The organism is Thermosynechococcus sp. TG215 (genome assembly GCF_031583455.1).
In the GTDB taxonomy this organism is placed as follows: Bacteria; Cyanobacteriota; Cyanobacteriia; order Thermosynechococcales; family Thermosynechococcaceae; genus Thermosynechococcus.
The window spans coordinates 2,215,179-2,233,314 of the sequence record NZ_CP134178.1 but is presented as its reverse complement, the minus strand read 5'-3'; the positions used below and the strand labels follow the sequence as shown (position 1 = coordinate 2,233,314).

The following is an 18,136-nucleotide window of genomic DNA, read 5'->3' as shown; positions in this document are numbered from 1 at the left end:
CAGGCCTGCCATGATCACGGTGCTGGTGTTAAATGCTGGCTCTAGTAGCCTCAAAGCCTGTTTGTATCGGTTAGCACCTGAAATGGCGGCAATGGCTGCCACACCCCCCGCTCCCCTTTGGCAAGGCCTGCTCGATTGGGGACAAGACCCAACGGTGGCGCGGCTCAAGATCACAACTGCCGACCAGCGCTACGAAGCCAGCCTAACCCATCCAGAGGGGGGAATTGCAGGCCTACAGGACTGGCTCAAAACGCTCCTAGACACCCTCACCAATGGCTCGACAACGCTCCTAGAAAGCCTTGCAGAGATTACGATCATTGGTCATCGCGTGGTTCATGGGGGTAGCCATTACCAAGCAGCGGTGCGCGTGGATGCGCAGGTGAAAGCAACAATTACCGAATTTAGTGAATATGCGCCGCTCCATAATCCAGCCAACTTGCTGGGAATGGAATTAATGGCCGACATTTGTCCCCAAACACCCCAAGTTGCTGTGTTTGACACCGCTTTCCATGGGCAATTGCCGGCAGTGGCGCGCACCTACCCTATTCCCTATGAATTGACCACCGCGGGAATTCAACGCTATGGCTTCCATGGCATTAGCCATCAATACGTCAGTGAACGGGCAGCCACCCTATTGCAGCGTCCCTTAGCAGCGTTGCGCCTAATTACCTGTCACCTCGGCAATGGCTGTTCCCTGACGGCGGTCAAGGGCGGCGTTTCCGTTGAAACCACAATGGGCTTTACCCCCACGGCGGGAGTGATGATGGGGACGCGCTGTGGCGACATTGATCCGGGGATTTTGCTCTATCTGCTGCGGCGGGGCAAGACAGTTGAAGAACTCGATCGTCTGGTGAATCGCCAATCGGGTCTATTGGGCGTCTCTGGGGTCAGTAATGACTTGCGACAGGTTTTGGCGGCCATTGATCAGGGAAACACCCAAGCGCAGTTGGCCTATGACTGTTTTATCTACTCCCTGCAACGGGGCACTGCGAGCCTTCTGCCGGCTCTTGGTGGTCTCGATGCGTTGGTATTCACAGCAGGAATTGGTGAAAATGCCGCCGGTGTGCGCCGCGATGTCTGCCGAGGGCTAGGTTGGTTGGGAATTGAGTTAGATAGCGCAGCTAACGAAGAGGGTAAAGGCGATCGCGACATTGCGCTGCCGACTGCTCCCGTACGGGTTCTCGTGGTTCAGACCCAAGAGGATTGGGCGATCGCTCGCGCCTGCATACAGCTTCTGTAAGCTGAATTTGCTGAAGAAAACATAAGAAAACATCAAGATTTATGCTCTAGCCTTGACGCCCCAAGGTTGGCGTACGTAGAATGCGGGTAATTATTCACTCCTCAGTATTCAGTTTTCAGTATTCAATCTTTAAATCGTCCAAAGACAAAAAAAACATCAGGAGTTGAACTGTGTTGAATCTGCGTCGTACCGCTCTTGTTGCCTTGGCCGCAATGGCAACCTGTACCACTGTTTTACTTTCTCCCGCCGAAGCCAAGCAGGTGAAGGCTGTGCGGGGCGTTGTCACCAACATTGATGGGGATAATGTCACCCTGCGGCAACCTTGGGGTGAAGAGATTGTGGTGGTGTTTGATCGCAAGCACCGTCAGCGCCCCTTCCGCAAGGAAATTGTTGAAGGTCTGGATGTGGCAGTGATTTTGGATCCAAAGGCCAGTGTGCCCACCGCCAAAATCATCTGTGCCGCCATCGTGCCTGCCCCTGAGTATGTCGCGGTAACCCCCATTCGAGTGCCTCAAGTGGGTGGCTCAGCACCGGCTCCGCGTCCGGCTGCCATTCCCCCCGCAGCACCACCGCCGGCACCGCCAACACAAATTCTGTTCTAAACATCCTGAGAGAGATCGGAGTTGTTCTCATGTTGGGCTGGGTCAGAGGAAAAACCTTGGGTTTAGCACTGGGGGCGATCGCCACCCTGCCTATGGCTGCTGTGGGTGCTGAAGAATTGAAGGTGAGCCGTGCCTCTGAGTCAGAGCCGTACTTGCCGACCACCTTAGCGCTCTTGGCACTTCCCCCCCTTGGTGAGGCAACTCCGTTTCTACCCGCTTTGGAACGCAAAATTGTCTTGCGCTTGCGGGAGCGCCGCGTCTTTCTCTATGAAGGTGATCAAGTATTAGCTAGCTATCCCGTGGCCGTGGGCAAGCCGGGCTGGGAAACGCCCCAAGGTAATTTCAGAGTGCTGCACAAAGTCGTCAATCCCCAATGGCGTAATCCCTTTACGGGGGTTTTGGTTCCGCCGGGGGGTCGCAACCCTTTGGGCGATCGCCTGATTGTCTTTGCCCCCATGGGAAATAACAACTATGCTGGCTTCCACGGCACAACGAATGAATCTTTGATTGGCCAAGCCGTTTCCCATGGCTGTGTGCGGATGCGCAACGATGATATTCGCGCCCTCTTTGAAAAAATTGAGGTGGGCACACGAGTGATTGTTCAGCCCTAATTGATTTTAATCAAGAAAAACTAATATCATCATTTGGCGATCGCTGGTGACTTTCCCCAAGAGCGATCGCTCAAGTTTTGCATAAAGCCACTTTGCAAACCATACCAATGCATTGGAAAGAGCCGATGCACATTGGTTATGATCGCCTTAGCAACACAGGTGTTTCCATAACCCTGTCAGATTAGGGTGTGGCCTCGTTCTGAAATTCACTCTTCACACCATCTCGCTAATGCAAACTTGACCGTTCACTGGTGGGTGATATTGTGCTGGGAAATCTATTTGCAAAACCAAAGCAGGGCTTGGGGATTGAACTCACCCCAGAGCGGGTCAATATCGTACAGCTTCAGCGGCAAAAGCAGGGTCTGAAAATGACCGCTATGGCCTCAGTGCCCTTGAGTGAAGGCGCCATTGAAGAAGGCCGCATCATTGACACCACCGCCGTCGCCGATGCCATCCGTCAAGGGATTGAGGATAAGCGCATCAAACAAAAAGAGGTGATCAGTGCCATTCCCATGAATGAAGCCGTGATTCGCCTGATTCGCCTGCCTGCGGAATTACCCGACTACGAATTGCGGGAAGTGGTTCTCATGCAGGAAGCCCCACTGTACCTGCCCTTTCCCCGTGAAGAGGCCGATGTTGACTATCAAAAGCTGGGAACCTCCCTTGATGAAGATGGCATTGAGCGGGTAGAAATTTTGCTCGTGGGCACGCCCCGCGAAGTGACCGATGCCTATATCAATGCCTTTACCCAAGCCGGTTTACAACTCACCGCCCTTGAAGTGACCAATTTTGCCCTCATGCGTACCCTGCGGGATTCACTACAGCAGTTTGTGGGCGAAGCAGCAGCGATTATTGATATAGGCGACGAGGGCACAGAAATTAGCATCGTCAAAGATGGCATTCCCCAGTTCAACCGCAAAGTGCCCATTGGCAAAGAACGGATGCAAGAAGCCATTAGCCGCGCCATGAACTTGCCGCCTTCGATGGGCGTTGACCTGATTGAGAATCTGACCGTTCCCCTAGAGCCGATGGATGTGACCGGAGCACTCAACCCCAGTGGTGCCGCTATTTTGCGAGTGCTCTCCGATCTAGCAGACGAAATCCGCCGCTCCATTGACTTTTACCTCAACCAAGGGGAAAGTCTAGAGGTCTCGCAGTTGCTGCTTGCCGGTCCCGGTGCCAGTATTGGTCAAGTGGATGAGTTTTTTAGTCAGCGGCTCAACTATGCCACCACTTTGGTTGACCCCATTAGTTTGCTGGGACTGCAAACCCCGGAAGAGATTCCCCTCGAAAAACGCCCTGCCCTCGGCACGGTGATTGGTCTTGGTCTGCGTGGCGCTTAGGAGCATCCCCGATGTACTCAATTGAGATTAACCTCCTTAAAGAACGTCCCGAAGTGGGGGGCATGGCTGCTACCACAACCGCAGCGGCAGGAATGAGTAATGTGCCGATTATTATCGGTGGTGTCGCTGCCCTCTTCTTTGTGGGGCTAGCTCTCCTCGGCTCGGTGGGTGCCAACCTCTGGCTGCAACAACTGACGATTAAACAAAAAAGCATTCAGGATCGCCTCGCAGCCATTTCTCCAGACCTGCAACGCATGGATGAAATTAAAAAAGAGCAGGAACAGATTGCCGCAGAAACCAAAGCCCTAGCCACGGTGTTTAATCAGGTCAAACCTTGGTCGGCGGTGATACGCAATATGGCAACTCAAACGCCAGGGGAAGTACAAATTCGACGGATTACCCAAGGCGGACAAACAGGCCAAGAGCTAACGATTGAAGGCACAGCCGTCTCCTTTGATGCAGTCAGTGACTTTCTTTTGCTCTTGCAAAATCGCTCTCCCTTCTTTGATGGCAAGGCCACTCAGTTGGTGAAGGCGGAACGGGCAAATCAACAGGGTGAGGAAGAGACAACCGCAAGGGTTTCCTTCAATATCAAGACGGCGATCGCCAGCGTGCCAGCATCGGAACTCCTTGAAGAACTCGCGGCCAATGGCGTTGAAGGACTGGTGGCGCGCATTCAATTTCTCAAAGAAAAAGGAGTGGTACAGGAATGACCCTAACTGGCGATTTTGGCGGCCCGCCGATTGAGGAACCCGCACCCAATTATCCGACGGTCTTTGGCATTACCCTGACACCCGTCGTCAGTGGTGTCCTTATTGCCTTGGTAGGTTTGGGAGCAGCGGTTTACTTGGGGAGTCTTCTCATTGCCCCCAAACTGGAGGAAGCGGCTAAGTTACAGGAGGAAATTGCCCAGCAGGAAAATGACCTCTCCCAGCGGGAAGTGATCCTGAAGCAACTCAATGATGTGGTAGCGGGGCTAGAGCGCGCCAAGCGGCAAAATCGTGACGTGCGATCGCTCTTTGCGACACAGGAAGCCCTAGACACCCTCCTCCTTGACATTAACCGCCTGATCTTGACCAGCGGCGCCCAACTGACCACATTTGAACCCGATAGTGCAGCTTCAGGAATTGTCCAAGATGGCTCCCTTGGCCCCGAATTAAATGCCAAACTAAAACAACAGGTAACCAACGTTACGATTCAAGGGTCATTTCCCAGCATTTTGCAGATCATGCAAAAAATTGACCAGCAGCAGAACTTCCTCGTGATTAACAACCTGACGATGGAACTCGTTGCTGATAAGCCCGGCGAAGTGATTACCACATTTAAGCTCATGGCCTATGTACCCCTAACCCCTGAGGAAATTGCCGCTTTGGCCCCCCCACCCCAAGGAGGTGAGCAGCAAGGACAACCGCAACAACAACAGCAGCAATAGCGCATGGCAAGCCAAAAAGCAGCGTAGAGTGTCTTGGGAGCGAGTTGCATTCTCTTTTCATACATTTGGTGGCATTCGTGAGGAGTCAAGCATCGTGAGTCAGCTTTTACATCGTCTCGGCTTAGGGGTGGCCACAACCGCCCTTGTTGCTGCCAGTCAAACCCCCACTTGGGCCACAGCAACGGAAATCACGGGAGTTCGTCTGGTAACAGCGCCCAACGGCATTCAACTCCTCTTCAACGTGCAGGGGAATCTACGGCCAGCGGTTTTCACAGTCAATCGCGGCAATGCCTCCATTGCTGATATTCCCAATAGCCAACTGCGCCTGCCCCAAGGGGGTGCCTTCCGCCAAGACAACCCCGCCCCCGGTATCTCCTCCGTCGAGGTGGTGCAACTGGACGCCAAAACCATCCGCGTCACCGTGAATGGCATTAGTGCTGCTCCCATTGGTGAAGTCATCCGCGAAGGACGCGATGGCCTGCAAATTAACTTCATCACCGCTCAAGGCTCTGCTGGCCCCCAAGTTGCCCCCACGGGTCAACCCATGGCCATGCCCCCCGGCCCTAGTGCGGTGCCGCCTTTTCTGCCGCGCCCAGTGCCACCCCCTGTTGGCGATATGCTGATTAGCCCCCTCAATGCGGATGCGGATGTCATCCAACTGGGCACCAATGAACGGATTCCCCGCCTACTGCTGCGGGAGGCTCCAGTGCGGGAGGTTCTTTCCCTACTGGCTCGTGCCGCCAATATGAACGTTGTCTTTCCGGAAGGCAATGGGGAAGGGGGCGGCGTCACCATCTCCCTCGATATCGAGAATGAATCCGTTCAAGACGTATTCAACTATGTGCTGCGGGTCACTAACCTCAAAGCCAATCGCCAAGGCCGCACTATCTTTGTGGGTCAAGCCTTACCCCCCGATGCCCAAAACCGCATCGTGCGCACCATTCGCCTTAATCAGATGCGGGTCTTTGGGGCGGGTTCAACGAAACGGGAAATTAGCTCCCTTGCCCAAACCGGTGGCACCATCGGGGGCGGAACTGGGGGTGCTCAGGCTGCAACAACCGCCCAAACTGCTCTCAACCGCGAAACCCGTACCACTGAGGGTGACCTGCAACTAGGGGCAGTGCAGCTTTTGGAAATGTATGGCGCAAACTTGCCAGATACAGGTCCATCCCAAGCGCCAACCGGCTGTGAGCAGCTGCAAGTACCAGCAGCAGCGAGCGAGGTCGTCGGTCAAATTTGCCGTAGCTCCCTGCTAAAGGGGCTAGAGGTGGTGGGTGACCCCCGCACCAACACAGTCACCCTCATCGGCTCCCCCCGCAAGGTAGAAATTGCCACCCAACTGATTCAGCAATTTGACATCCGTAAGCGGCAGGTAATGGTCAATGTCAAGTTTATTGATGTGAACCTGTTGCGAGGACGCACAGCCAATGCAGACTTAATTACTAATTTTGGCAGCAGCCTGTGGGGAGCCATTTTAGATCCAAATGGTTTAACGGTGATTCGCGGCACCACGCCACCTGTATCTGGGGTGCCTGCCCCTGCCCCCCTCACTGGCGCACCTAGCAGTACACCCGTGGGGAATCTACTGAGCGACTTTTTTGCGCAGCTTCGACTTTCTATTGAAACTGGCAATGCCACAATTCTAACCAACCCCACCCTTGTCATTCAGGAAGGCAGCGCTGCGCAAGTCAACTTGACCCAAGAAATTTTCTCTGGCATTGAATCCACTGCTGCTCAACAAGCCACTGGTGGCGGCGGGGCGATCGCGACTCAACAGATTCGCCCAATCCTGCGACCTGTGGGGGTGATTTTTAATGTCACCGTAGAGCAAATTGACGATAATGGTTTTATAACGCTGCAATTGTCTCCAGAGGTAAGTGCTCCCAGCGGTACCTATGATGTGATTTTCCCAGGGACGGGTGGTTCCACGGGGACACTGATCTCGCAACGGCGGATGGAGTCGGGGCGGATTCGCTTGCGGGATGGCCAAACCTTGATGCTGGCGGGCATCATCCAAGATCAAGATCGCTCGTTGGTGACTAAGATTCCAATCCTAGGAGACATTCCCCTGTTGGGGCGGTTGTTCCGCCGCGAGAGCAACCAGCGTCAACGCAATGAACTGGTGGTGATGGTGACGCCGAAGATTGTTGATGATACCCAGAATGCGGGGTTCGGCTATCAGTACTCGCCAACACCGGGGAGTATGCCGCCTAACCTGCAAAACCAGATTCTCCAACCCCCACGGCGACGCTAAGGCCTCTAAGTAGGGATTGCCCCCTCCGAGTCTGTTCAGAGGGGGTTCATTCTTTAGTGGGTCACCATTTTTTGCCAACCTAACCCTGCAAGGGCTTGATTGCGCCGCAGCGGACGGGTAACGAGTTCTAGAATGTCACGGGCATTGCCAAAGCCGTGAATTTGGGCAAAGGTGAATTCCACAGACCACTTGGTGCTGATGCCACGGGCTTCGAGGGGATTGGCATGAGCCATACCCGTAATCACAAGGTCGGGCTGGAGCGCCTTAATCCGCTGAAGTTGATTGTAGTTATCGGGTTTTTCAACAATGGTGGGGAGGGGATGCCCCATTTCGGCACAAGTCTTCGTCAAGAGTTCTAGCTCGGCTGCTTGGTAACGTTTATCCATGTAGGGGATGCCAATTTCTAGTACCCGCATACCACAGCGAATCAAAAACCGCGCTAGGGAGATCTCTAGGAGATTATCCCCCATGAAAAAGACCGATTTGCCTCGCACCAATTCAAGGTAGTCGCTCAGTTTTTCCCAAGTTTCGGCTTCCCGCTCTGCTAGGCCTTGGGGCTGAATCCCAAAAGTGGTACAAATCTGCTCAATCCAAGCGCGGGTGCCATCCGAACCAATGGGAAATGGGGCGGTGATCAGTTTGCATTTACGGCGGCGGATCAGGGTCGTAGCCGTCCGACTGAGGAAGGGATTCACACCAGCAACGTAGTAGCCCTCATCAATCACTGGCAATTCGGTATAGCGTTTGGCAGGCAGCCATCCTGACACCTTGATGCCCTGTTTTTTTAATTCCAAGGTGAGTTGGGTCACCACGGGATCGGGCAGAGAGCCAAAGAGAATAAGGGGTGGGTGGTCGTGGTACTGGTGGGATTCAGCTTGGAGATCCTCTTTTTTCTTGCCAAAGTTGAGAAGGCGCTGGATGGGGTTGCGTTCCTCTGGATCGCTCACCGCTGTGGGCGTGGGACAACGGGCGGCCATGGCTGCTAGCACCGTATCTTCCCCTTGGGTAAAGGCGTAGTCGAGACCATTGGCGCGAGCCACAACAATGGGAATGCCAATTTCGGCTTCGAGCTTGGGCGCCAGTCCCTCCAAGTCCATTTTGATAATTTCCGTGGTGCAGGTGCCAATCCAGACAATGACACTGGGGTTGCGATCGCGCTTGATTTGGAGGCAGAGGCGCTTTAGCTCTTCATAATCATTGAGTTGCGCCGAAATATCTCCCTCTTCTAGCTCCGCCATGGCATAGCGGGGTTCCGCAAAAATCATCACCCCCATCGCATTCTGCAAAAAGTAGCCACAGGTCTTGGTGCCAATGACCAAAAAGAAACTGTCTTCAATTTTTTGGTACAGCCAAGCCACACAGCTGATGGGACAAAAGGTGTGGTAATTGCCCGTTTCACACTCAAAGTTGAGGGCATTGGGAGCAGTCGCAGTCATAGGGAGAGCCTCCAAATTTAGAAACGATTGGAACTAGGTTTGATGACTTTGAGCAGCCTCCTCACCGTGTTCTTCAGCCCGATTACTGACAAAGGGCTTAGGGGGTAGTAAGCGAGGTTCGGGGAGCAGTTGAGCAGGGTTATCGCCGTTGGTCAGTTCTTCGTCGGGGTTGAAGTTCAAGCCCAAGGCAGAAATAATGCGATCGGGATCGTTGCTGAGTTCGACAATGACGGGTAGAGCATCCAGTAAGCGCGGTTCCAAAGCCGTCAGCACCCCCAAAATAAAACTTGAGGAGGGGCGCCGTTGACCGCGATAGGTACTCCAAATCGCCAAGCGGACAATCCAATGGCGGTTTTCTTGGTAGTAGGCCAGCCACTTACTGCGTGCGCTTTGCCGTAATTGCTCAGGGTTCATACTCACTCCAGCGAAGGGGATCCGTGGAGTATTCTAGGGGAGTTTTAGACCGCTGCGAGTGACCGTTCTGACCCTTGGGGATTCAAGTAGAAGTCGGAGAGCAGGGCAAAAAGGTCGCGATCGGGGGCATCCTTGGGCACCACCCCCTCAGGCCGCGCCAAAATTTGATCGGCAATGTTCAAGTAGTAGTCACAGACATAGTTGAGACTGGGATCGCTTTCGGCCATCTCAAAGAGGGTTTTGCCCTTGACCCGTGACACGCGAATATCCTCAATCAACGGCAGCACCTCAAGGATGGGCATGGGCACGGCTTCCACATATTTTTCAATGAGATCCCGCTTACTGGTGCGATTACCAATGAGACCCGCGAGGCGCAGGGGGTGCGTGCGCGCTTTTTCACGGACGGAGGCGGCAATGCGATTCGCCGCAAAGAGGGCATCAAAACCATTATCGGTGACAATCAGGCAATAATCGGCATAGTTAAGGGGGGCCGCAAAGCCACCACAGACCACATCCCCCAGAACGTCAAAGAGAATGACATCGTATTCATCGAAGGCATTGAGTTCCTTGAGGAGCTTGACCGTTTCACCGACGACATAGCCACCACAACCTGCCCCAGCCGGGGGGCCACCCGCTTCGACGCAATCCACACCGCCATAGCCTTTGTAGATCACATCCTCTGGCCAGACATCCTCGTAGTGGTAGTCCTTGGCTTGGAGCGTGTCAATGATGGTGGGAATCAGAAAGCCTGTCAGGGTAAATGTGCTGTCGTGTTTGGGGTCACAGCCAATTTGCAGGACTTTCTTACCCCGCCGCGCCAGCGCCACTGAGATGTTGCAACTGGTGGTGGATTTGCCAATTCCGCCTTTACCGTACACTGCGAGTTTCACGTTGACCTTGCCTCCTAAGTAATGGAGCGACACGATGACCTAACTGCTATTCTCGGCCAGCGATCGCTAGAAGCGGCAGTGGTTAGAAAAATAATCTTTTTGTAATAAAATTTCAGCTGATTTGAGGATGAGCAAACGCTTTTTCAAGTTTTGGAAGTCTCTCAGGAAACTGGCGGTTCTTTGAGAAGTTATCTTTAATTTTTTTGCTGTTAGTTTTTTAGTTAAATTAAACAAAAATACAAAAACTCCCCCCGCCAAGTCATTCCCTGACCGATTGCACCCAAGGCTAAAATTGACCTGCCCAGCGATCGCGCCAAAAAACATCTGAAAAAAGAAACGTTTCTCCTAGGGGGCGATCGCCCGCATCGTTGTAAAGAATTATTAAAAATCTCGAAAGTAAATGATTTGTTACAATTTAGGCGGTTGTATCCCTTTGAGCGCTACTTTCTCTCGTTTTCCCTAGGAAGTGGTTAGAATTTGAGGGAAGGCGATTGTGCTACAGCGTTTTTCTCTGCCATCTCTCTGAACGAGCAAAATTAGCTCCTTGGAAAGGTGCGGCATCGTTAAGCTGTAGGGTAGCCTTCAGTCCGCTGTTGATACCGCCCGTAAGAATGGCCAATGAACAAAGATCAATTTGCCATGAGTGACAACCCCTACGAAAAGCTGCAAGTGCCGGAAGACGCTTCTTTCGAGCAAATCAAGGAAGCACGGGATGCGCTATTAGCGGCTCATCCGGGGGATGAACGGCAGCGTACCGAAATTGAAGCAGCCTACGATGCCATTTTGATGGATCGGCTGCGGCAACGCCAAGAGGGCAAAATCAAAGTGCCTGAGCGCATTCGCTATGCTGAGCAACTCAATGAACCGGCGCCAGCTAAGCCCAATCGCATTGCGAATCATCCCGCCCTTCAGTGGTGGCAGCAACAGTTAGACACCCCCAACCTGCGGGGCATTGCCATTACCTCAACGGTCTATGCCGTTCTGATGGCGATCGGGCTGTCTCAGGCCAATCCCGATACCTTGGCATTGGTGCTGTCACTGGGGGTTGGCTTTAACCTCGTGTGGCTGCAACGCAAGGAACAACGCCTTGGCCGTGCCTTTTTGATCACCCTCCTTGCCTTGATATTGGGCGCAGTGATCGCCGTGGGCATTTACCAGCTTGGTCTGCCGGGGGTCTTCCTCAATGTGGATCAACTGGTGGGCATTGGCGTTTTCGTCACCTTTTGGCTCACCAGCAATTTCCTGCGCTAACTGCGAATTTGAATCGGCATCACCAAGTATTTCATCTGGGCTTCCCCAAGGGGGAGGAGGATCGCAGGCTGGGTTTCGCCGTTGAGTTGCAGTTGCACCTCTGAACTATTCATCACCTTCAGTCCTTCGAGAAGATATTTGACATTGAAGGCCACCTCCATCGACTCCCCAGAAATCTGAGCCGGTACATTCTCTTCGCCACTGCCCAATTGCGGCGCCTCAGCCGAGAGTTTGAGTTCTTGAGCCTCGGCATCAATGTTGATTTTGACGACGTTATTCTTTTGAGCCGCAAGAATTGCCACCCGTTCTAGGGCATCTGCTAGGGTCGATCGCTCCACCGTGACTTGGCGCGCAAAGGTTTTGGGAATGAGTTGGCGGTAATTGGGATACTGCCCCTCCAACAGACGGCTGGTAATGCGAGCATCGTTGCCAATATCAAACACCACTTGAGTCGGGTCACAGCGCAGCGCTACATCCCCGTCTTGTTTTGCCATCAGCCGCTCTAGATCCTTGAGGGATTTTGCCGGAATTGTAATCGGCGAGAGGGCTTCCGGCACAGGCTGTTCAGTCAGCGTAACGGCGAGGCGGTGACCATCGGTTGCTGCAAACTCAAGGCGATCGATCTCAAACGTCACATGCAACCCGGTGAGAATTTGCTTGGTTTCATCGGTGCTCGCCGCAAACAAACTCCCCTGAAGTCCCCGCCGCAATGCCTCTGCGGTCAAGGTTACAGGTGTCACATCCTCTAACGTGGGCAGAGCAGGAAATTCCTCGGCACTCATCCCCTGAATCTCAAAGAAACCGCTGCCATAGTCGAGGATCACCCGCGTATCTTCCGCCGTAATCTCAATATCGCGATTGGGCATTCGCGCCACCATCTCACTAAAGAGCTTGGCAGAAACAGTAATTGCCCCCGGCACCTTCACCTCTGCATCCAGCCAGATTTGCATCCCCAAACTGAGATCAAAGACGGAGAGTCCGAGGCGGCCACCTTCAGCTTGCAGGAGAATATTCGCCAAAATCGGGTGCGACGGATTGCTCGGCGCAACGCGACTCAGGGGGGCGAGCTTACTACTGAGAACTGATTGTGAACAAACAACTTTCATGGTGTACTCCACGGCAGAGGCAGATGGGATAAGAGGCAACGGAGAGGGGAAAAACGCGGCTCGTTATTGGCCGATCTACTAGCATACTATGCAATCTATGACTGGTATCGCTTGGGCAAAAACCGCCGTACTTTGCTCAGGAAAAACTCTAGCTCCGGTAGATTTAGGGGCGAGATAGCCGCTGCAAAAACAATCAGGCTGACACTGCCGGCGATCGCCAACTGCAACAGTTGCACCCCCAAGCCTTCCCGCCCCCAGAGCAATTCCAGTCCTTTGAGGGCACCCCAACCTGCCCCACCACTGAGCACACTGGCTAGGGCAATTCCCACCAAGGGCACAATTAGCTCCCCCCAAGGTAGCCCCCCCAAACGACGGTGCAAAATCCAAGTCAGGGCAATAAACGATACGGTATTCACTCCAACAGTGGCCATTGCCAACCCAACAGCGCCAAAGGCTTGGGTAAAGAAAAAGCAAAACAGGGCATTAAATCCCAATCCCCAGAGGGTGATGTAGAGGGGTGTGCGGCCATCCTCTAGGGCATAAAAGACCCGCACAATAACATCGCGGGCAAGGTAGAAAAACATACCAATGGCATAAACCAATAGTAGCGCCGCCACCAGTTGGGAGGCCTGAAAATCAAAGGCACGCCGCTCATAGACCACCCGCACTGCCGGCAATGCCAAAGCTGCCATCATGCCACCGAGGGGCATCATACTCAAGGCAGTGAGTACCAAACTCTGGCGAATGCGTTCCTTGAGATCCGGCCAATGTTCTGGTTGTGCCAACTTTGAAAAAATGGGCATATAGGGCACAAGGATCACATTGGAGAGAATCCCTAAGGGCGTTAGAAAGAGCAGTTGGGAGTAACTCAAGGCCGACGCAGCCCCCACAGGCAACTGGGAGGCAAAGAAGAGACTGATATAGACGCTGATCAAGAGCATTCCCGAGGATAGGGTAGCAGGCCCCATGAGTTGAATTAACTCCCGCACCTCAGGACGATTGAGATCAAAACGTAATCGCAATGTACCCATGCCGGCTTGCCATTGGGCAGGAATTTGTACAAGCCATTGCAGCACCCCTCCCGCTAGGGTTCCCCAAGCGAGCACTGCTGGGCCAAATTGATCGGCAAAGAACCAAATGCCAATAATCACTGCCAAACTAGACAGCAAGGGACTCATCGAGGGCAACCAGTACTGATCGGCAGCATTGAGGGTACCAAAGCCAATGCCAATCAAACCCGAGAGCACGGCCAAGGGTGCCATAATCCGAAACTGCTCTGCGGCTAAGGCTTGAATCTCTGGACTGGCACCGGGGGCAATGAGTTGAATTAAGGGGTCAGCCAGCACCATCAAAATGGCGGTCAGCACCAGTAATAGGGCACCCACAACGGTGGTAATGGTTTCCACGAGGGGCGCGGCTTTTTCGGGCGGCTGCTTGAGAACCACACTGATGATCGAACTGTGGAACGGGCCATTGATCCCCCCCAAGAGCACAAAGAGAAACCCCGGAATCACATAGGCATAACTGTAGGCATCCACTGCGGCGCCAACACCAAATTCGGCGGCGATCGCCTGCTGGCGAACCAGTCCCGCGACTTTACTCAACAGCGTTGCAACGGCAACAATGGTGGCAACATGGGCAAGCGAACGCGATTTCTTTTCCACAGTGGTGGCAATCCTAATAAAACTGGCGGATTTGGGGATAACTCTGGCGATGATCGTACCAGCGATCTAGATCTCTTTTATTTCCGCTGGCAGCAGAATCGTAAAGCAGGTGCCTTGACCGACTTCGCTAGTTACCTGAATCTGACCGCGGTGGGCTTTGACAATGGATTGGGCGATCGCCAGCCCTAAACCCGTCCCTTCGGACTTTGTGCCCTGAAGGCGATAAAAGCGATCAAACAGGCGGGGCAGTTCACTGGCGGGAATCCCCGGTCCATTATCGGCAATCACCAAGCGGTAGAATTTGCCCTGCTGATCCAACCTCACTTGAATCTGACCCCCCGCAGGGGTATATTGCACGGCATTACTGAGGATATTTGTTAACAAGCGACTCAGGTGATCGGGGTTGCCCCACAGACGATAGGCCTCTGTCTCTGAGGTCTGGGGATCCGCAAGCTCCAACGCCAGTTGGAGGTGTTTTTGCTCAATCAAGGGCGTTTGCTCCTCAATCACCCCCAAAAGCAGGGCATCAAGGTGACAGGGCTGGGCCTGCAGGGGAATCATGCCGCTATCTTGACGAGTTAGAAAGAGCAAATCATCCACTAAGCGACTGAGGCGGCGACTAAGGCGTTCAATGACTAGGAGTTGTTGGCGTTGGGTTTCCGGATCCGCAGTGGCTAAGGCAACCTGGACATTGGTTTGAATGAGGGCCACGGGGTTGCGCAATTCATGGGAAGCATCAGCGGTAAATTGCTTCAAATAAGCATAGGACTGCTGCAGGGGGGCGATCGCCAGCCGTGACAAAAACCAGCCACTAATACTCACCAGTGTCAGCGTGATGGTCATACCAACCAAGAGATCCCAGAGTAGGGCTTGACTCGGTTGGGTCACCTCGAACCAAGGATGGCTGACCCGCAAATAGCCCAGTAGGCGATCGCCCACCACTAAGGCCACCGTCATCTGCCGTAGCCAGCGATCCTCCCCCACCTGCACCGTTTCTGCTGTCCGATTCAGATGCAAGGGCAGATCAAGGGGTTCTGAAAACGTGCTCCAAGCCAACTGCTGATCCGGAGTAAACCCCTCTAGGTCAATGTGATCCTCCTCCAGTGCCGCAAGGGGACTACTGCCTAAACTGGTTTGCCAATCAATGGCTTCCGCCGTGCCCGTGTCAATAATCAGGGAACGACTCACCACCTCAACAACGTGGCTGAGGGTGTCATCAATGCGCTCGATCAGGGTTCCCCGCACATAGAAAAAGAACCCCGTGGCAAAGATGAGGAGCAGGAGTGCCGTTACCCCCACATACCACAGTGCAAGACGGTATTGAATGGCACGAACCATCGTCATCGGGGCAATGCTAAGGGAGACCAATCACCACTGGAAACAAACGCCGCCCAATAGTAGGGGGATTCATCCTTGAGTCGCTGAAGCTGGACTTGCCGCAGGGCTTCTGTGCGCCCCATGCCTCGGTGCAGATTTTGGTAAAAGGCCACCATCATATCGCGGGTTACTTGATCATCCACTTTCCATAGGGTACTCACCTGCGATCGCGCCCCGGCTATGGTAAAGGCACGGCGCAGACCATAGACCCCTTCACCGTTGACCACCTCCCCCCGTCCCGTATCACAGGCCGATAACACCACTAATTCTGTGCCGCTGAGGTTCATGCCGGTCACTTCCAAAGCAGTAAGGACACCATCATCCACATCTGAACCACTCTGGCGTTGGTTAAATCCCGCTAAGGCCAACCCGGATCGCAAGAGGGGGTTTTCCAGAATATCCCTGTTTCCTGATGGGGCTAGAAAGAAGCCATGGGTAGCCAAGTGGAGAACTTTAGGGGAATTTGCTGCCTTAACCGCTGCTTCTGTGGCTGCTGCTTGGAGTAATACCTGAGCTTGGGGAAGGAGCACCCTCAGTGCTTGCGCTTCCTCAGTCGTCCCCGGTAGGGGAGCAAAAGTCAAACTCCGCAAATCAAGAGAGCGCACCGTTGCTGAAGGGGCATTGCCGAAGGAGCGATCGAAACTAGGGTCAGCAATAATCAAAGGAGTATGAACAGTTACAGATTGGGATTGAAGGCGCAAGAGTTCGCGCCCAGAGGTCAGCAATGTGATCATGTAAGACTCCACTAAATAGCGCCCTTGGGCATCCACAAGTGCCTGAAAGGGAATAGTATTCAACTCCCCATCCGGGGCAATGAGCAAATGAGTCACATTGCCAATCCACGGACGAATCGGCGTCATCACCCGCTCGGCAAGAACTTGAGCTGCCCGTTGAACTTCACCCTTGGGTAAGCGAGGGTCAGCCAAACGTAAGCGAGTCTGGCGTACTTGGGTATCAATTTCAGCAGCGGTGCCAAGATCTCTCCCTAGGGGCTGACCCGTGGCACGCAATACATAGACGCCATAGCGCGGCTCACCAAAGCTCTGTTTGCCCAAGTCGTAGGGGCGATAGCGAATAAACTCAATCAAAGCAGCATTAGCCGGAATCGCTCGTTGAACCGCAGCGATGGTTACGGGTTGAGTGAGTTCGCGAAAGCTAGCACTGCGCAGACTCAGTTCGGCTTCCAGTTGATTGGCCTGGGCTTGAAGCTGCTGCACTTGGGAGAAAGCTGCTGGCTTTGCTGAAGCAAAAACGAGTTTAGCGATGGTTGTGCGCAATGTGGTGAGTTGCTGGAGCTTCGCTTGATCTGGCGCCGCTAGTTGCCGTCGCAGTCGTGCTTGGTTCTGGCTGAGAAAATCCAGTAATCGCCCTTTGCGGCGCAAGAGTGTTGTCAGAGCCAAGGCGGTGGCCTCAGGATCTTGGGGCAGGTTCTGCAGGTGCAGCGTGAGAATGGCATTCGTCGTGTCTTGAAAGGTAGTCAGATACCTACGCTTGTAATCCTCAGCGCCAACGACCAGATTTTGAGTGAGGTTCTTTTCTTCGATTTCTTGAACATTGTTCAGTAGGGCAAGGGCCTGCCTCAAATCTCCCTGTTGCCAATAGACCGCAGCAAGGTTGCCGAGAGCAACGGCAGTGTTGGGATGGAGGTCTCCTAGGCGGGATTGGGCGATCGCCAGCGCCCGTTGATAGAGAGGCAGTGCCGCTGCGTAGTTGCGCTGATCAAAATAGAGCGTGGCTAAATTATTCAGGCTGGCAGCAATATCGGGGTGACCTGCGGGCAACGTTTGTTCGCGAATCTGAAGGGCACGTTGGTACAAGGGCAAGGCGTCAGCATAATTCTTTTGTTCCCGATACAGGGCTGCGAGGTTGTTCAGCGTTGTTGCCACGTAGGGACTCTTCTCCCCAAGGGTTTGCTCAAAGATTCTGAGGGCGCGTTGATACAAGGGCAGGGCGGCTGCCCTCTTTTTTTGCTCAGTGTAGAGGAGACCGATGTTATTGAGAATGACCGCCACTTCGGGATGATTGAACCCTAGGGTCTTTTCGGCGATCGCCAATGCCCGCTGAAACACTGGCAACGCAGTATCATAGTTCCCTTGCGCACGGTAAAGATTGGCCAAGTTATTGAGTGTTGCAGACACCTCTGGTTGATCTGACCCACCAGCACGCTCGTAGATAGTCAATGCCCGCTGATAGAGGGGGAGTGCTGCTGCATAATTTCCCTGCTCAACATGGAGCTTTGCCAATTCGTTGAGACTGGCTGCCAAAAGGGGATGGTTGCTGCCCAGTGTATTTTCCACTAAGGTCACAAAGCGCTCTGCTAGGGGAATAGCAGCCTGCATATTACCTTGTTCCCGCAGTTGATCAATTTGATTGGCGAGTTCCTGAAATTGCTGGGGGGATGGCTGGGCTAGAGTTGGCGAACACAGACCAAGAATCAGACTACTTCCAAGGGCGATCGCGCCCCGGACAAGGCATCTTCTGGTGTTCATTTTTTTCCTCGGTGGTTCCTCAACAGC

Annotated in this window: 16 protein-coding genes; 8 read left to right on the top strand and 8 right to left on the bottom strand. The window is 53.6% G+C overall.

The genetic code is table 11. The features are described 5' to 3' along the window. The first annotated feature begins 10 nt into the window (after positions 1 to 10). The 7 genes from RHJ02_RS10915 to RHJ02_RS10885 all read left to right on the top strand — a co-directional run bounded on the left by RHJ02_RS10915 (position 11) and on the right by RHJ02_RS10885 (position 7,482). Complete coding sequence (locus RHJ02_RS10915; RefSeq protein ID WP_310453502.1) at positions 11 to 1,240, top strand: acetate kinase; 1,230 nt, start codon at positions 11 to 13, stop codon at positions 1,238 to 1,240. A 170-nt stretch (positions 1,241 to 1,410) separates the two neighbouring features. Continuing rightward, a complete protein-coding gene (locus RHJ02_RS10910; protein WP_286625069.1) occupies positions 1,411 to 1,842 on the top strand; it encodes a hypothetical protein in 432 nt (143 codons plus the stop codon). Positions 1,843 to 1,871: 29 nt separating this feature from the next. Then, on the top strand, positions 1,872 to 2,453 hold the full coding sequence (locus tag RHJ02_RS10905; RefSeq protein ID WP_310743050.1) for a L,D-transpeptidase: 582 nt from the start codon (positions 1,872 to 1,874) through the stop codon (positions 2,451 to 2,453). Positions 2,454 to 2,716: 263 nt separating this feature from the next. Then, complete coding sequence (gene pilM / locus RHJ02_RS10900; RefSeq protein ID WP_225901572.1) at positions 2,717 to 3,796, top strand: type IV pilus biogenesis protein PilM; 1,080 nt, start codon at positions 2,717 to 2,719, stop codon at positions 3,794 to 3,796. 11 nt (positions 3,797 to 3,807) lie between these two features. Then, the gene (locus tag RHJ02_RS10895; RefSeq protein ID WP_302678300.1) at positions 3,808 to 4,509 is read left to right on the top strand and encodes a PilN domain-containing protein; all 702 of its coding nucleotides are present in this window, start codon (positions 3,808 to 3,810) and stop codon (positions 4,507 to 4,509) included. Then, positions 4,506 to 5,228, top strand: a complete 723-nt coding sequence (locus RHJ02_RS10890; RefSeq protein ID WP_310743048.1) for a pilus assembly protein PilO — start codon at positions 4,506 to 4,508, stop codon at positions 5,226 to 5,228. The genes RHJ02_RS10895 and RHJ02_RS10890 overlap by 4 nt, the downstream gene beginning before the upstream one ends. A 94-nt stretch (positions 5,229 to 5,322) precedes the next feature. Next, positions 5,323 to 7,482: a secretin N-terminal domain-containing protein gene (locus RHJ02_RS10885; RefSeq protein ID WP_310800214.1), complete on the top strand. Its 2,160-nt coding sequence runs from the start codon at positions 5,323 to 5,325 to the stop codon at positions 7,480 to 7,482. A 53-nt stretch (positions 7,483 to 7,535) separates the two neighbouring features. Here the strand turns inward: RHJ02_RS10885 and RHJ02_RS10880 are convergent, their stop codons facing one another. The 4 genes from RHJ02_RS10880 to RHJ02_RS10865 form a co-directional block, all read right to left on the bottom strand. Beyond that, positions 7,536 to 8,918, bottom strand: a complete 1,383-nt coding sequence (locus RHJ02_RS10880) for a ferredoxin:protochlorophyllide reductase (ATP-dependent) subunit N (RefSeq protein ID WP_206200173.1) — start codon at positions 8,916 to 8,918, stop codon at positions 7,536 to 7,538. A 33-nt stretch (positions 8,919 to 8,951) separates the two neighbouring features. Then, complete coding sequence (locus RHJ02_RS10875; RefSeq protein WP_206200172.1) at positions 8,952 to 9,332, bottom strand: DUF5331 domain-containing protein; 381 nt, start codon at positions 9,330 to 9,332, stop codon at positions 8,952 to 8,954. Between the two features lie 44 nt (positions 9,333 to 9,376). Next, positions 9,377 to 10,222, bottom strand: coding sequence for a ferredoxin:protochlorophyllide reductase (ATP-dependent) iron-sulfur ATP-binding protein (bchL, locus tag RHJ02_RS10870; protein WP_149819367.1), 846 nt, complete (start codon positions 10,220 to 10,222; stop codon positions 9,377 to 9,379). 66 nt (positions 10,223 to 10,288) lie between these two features. Beyond that, positions 10,289 to 10,546 (bottom strand): hypothetical protein, encoded by a 258-nt coding sequence (locus RHJ02_RS10865; protein ID WP_302678296.1) that lies wholly within the window; start codon positions 10,544 to 10,546, stop codon positions 10,289 to 10,291. Between the two features lie 294 nt (positions 10,547 to 10,840). Between RHJ02_RS10865 and RHJ02_RS10860 the strand changes: the two genes are divergently transcribed. Then, a complete protein-coding gene (locus RHJ02_RS10860) occupies positions 10,841 to 11,473 on the top strand; it encodes a CPP1-like family protein (RefSeq protein ID WP_149819363.1) in 633 nt (210 codons plus the stop codon). Here RHJ02_RS10860 and dnaN read toward each other — a convergent pair. The 4 genes from dnaN to RHJ02_RS10840 all read right to left on the bottom strand — a co-directional run bounded on the left by dnaN (position 11,470) and on the right by RHJ02_RS10840 (position 18,109). Further along, a complete protein-coding gene (dnaN, locus tag RHJ02_RS10855) occupies positions 11,470 to 12,579 on the bottom strand; it encodes a DNA polymerase III subunit beta (RefSeq protein WP_302678295.1) in 1,110 nt (369 codons plus the stop codon). The two genes, RHJ02_RS10860 and dnaN, sit on opposite strands and share 4 nt — an antisense overlap. 95 nt (positions 12,580 to 12,674) lie before the next feature. Next, a complete protein-coding gene (gene murJ / locus RHJ02_RS10850; protein WP_206200170.1) occupies positions 12,675 to 14,243 on the bottom strand; it encodes a murein biosynthesis integral membrane protein MurJ in 1,569 nt (522 codons plus the stop codon). Between the two features lie 66 nt (positions 14,244 to 14,309). Next, positions 14,310 to 15,581 (bottom strand): HAMP domain-containing sensor histidine kinase, encoded by a 1,272-nt coding sequence (locus RHJ02_RS10845; protein ID WP_315863379.1) that lies wholly within the window; start codon positions 15,579 to 15,581, stop codon positions 14,310 to 14,312. 2 nt (positions 15,582 to 15,583) lie between these two features. Then, on the bottom strand, positions 15,584 to 18,109 hold the full coding sequence (locus RHJ02_RS10840) for a CHAT domain-containing protein (RefSeq protein WP_310800213.1): 2,526 nt from the start codon (positions 18,107 to 18,109) through the stop codon (positions 15,584 to 15,586). Positions 18,110 to 18,136 lie beyond the last annotated feature (27 nt).